Source organism: Klebsiella sp. MS 92-3 (assembly GCF_000195655.1).
Classification (GTDB): domain Bacteria; phylum Pseudomonadota; class Gammaproteobacteria; order Enterobacterales; family Enterobacteriaceae; genus Klebsiella; species Klebsiella pneumoniae.
On record NZ_GL882839.1, the window covers coordinates 81,267 to 81,715 of the forward strand.

Here is a 449-nt window from a genome sequence, read left to right on the forward strand (position 1 = left end):
CCCCCCCCCCCCGCGCCGGTATTTTCCCGGCCAACCCTTGCGGCTATATACTGGCCCCTCGCCTCCCGGTTGCGGCAATTTTTTCTTTCCTCCACTCCGCTACTCTGGCCGCATGCTATGATGTTCGCCCGCCGCTGTGCGCTAACCCTGGCCCCGACGCCACCCCTGAGGACGACAGATGAGTAATGACATCCCCCTGAAATTTTATGACATCGTGGACGAATACGAGACCGAAGCGGCTGCGCCGGTAAAGGATGAAGAGCGCGATGCGCTGGCGCGCTATTTCCAACTGCTGATTGCGCGGTTAACTAATAACGAAGAGATTGACGAAGAGGCGCAGCGAGAAATGGCCCGCGAGGCGGCCATTAACGAAGACCGCATTGACGATATCGCTAATTTCCTTAATCAGTGGGGCAACGAATAAAGCTCAACGTCAGCCTACCCGCGGG

At 57.7% G+C, this 449-nt stretch carries 1 protein-coding gene; it reads left to right on the forward strand.

Going from position 1 to position 449, the window contains the following annotated elements:
* Positions 1-178: 178 nt before the first annotated feature.
* Positions 179-424 carry a YmjA family protein gene (locus HMPREF9538_RS06985; protein ID WP_002906114.1) on the forward strand — a complete coding sequence of 82 codons (246 nt, stop codon included), beginning with the start codon at positions 179-181 and terminating at the stop codon, positions 422-424.
* Positions 425-449 lie beyond the last annotated feature (25 nt).

Excerpts from the sequence above, each read along its gene's own strand:
- HMPREF9538_RS06985 (WP_002906114.1), top strand. The coding sequence starts at position 179 with ATGAGTAATGACATCCCCCTGAAATTTTATGACATCGTGGACGAATAC.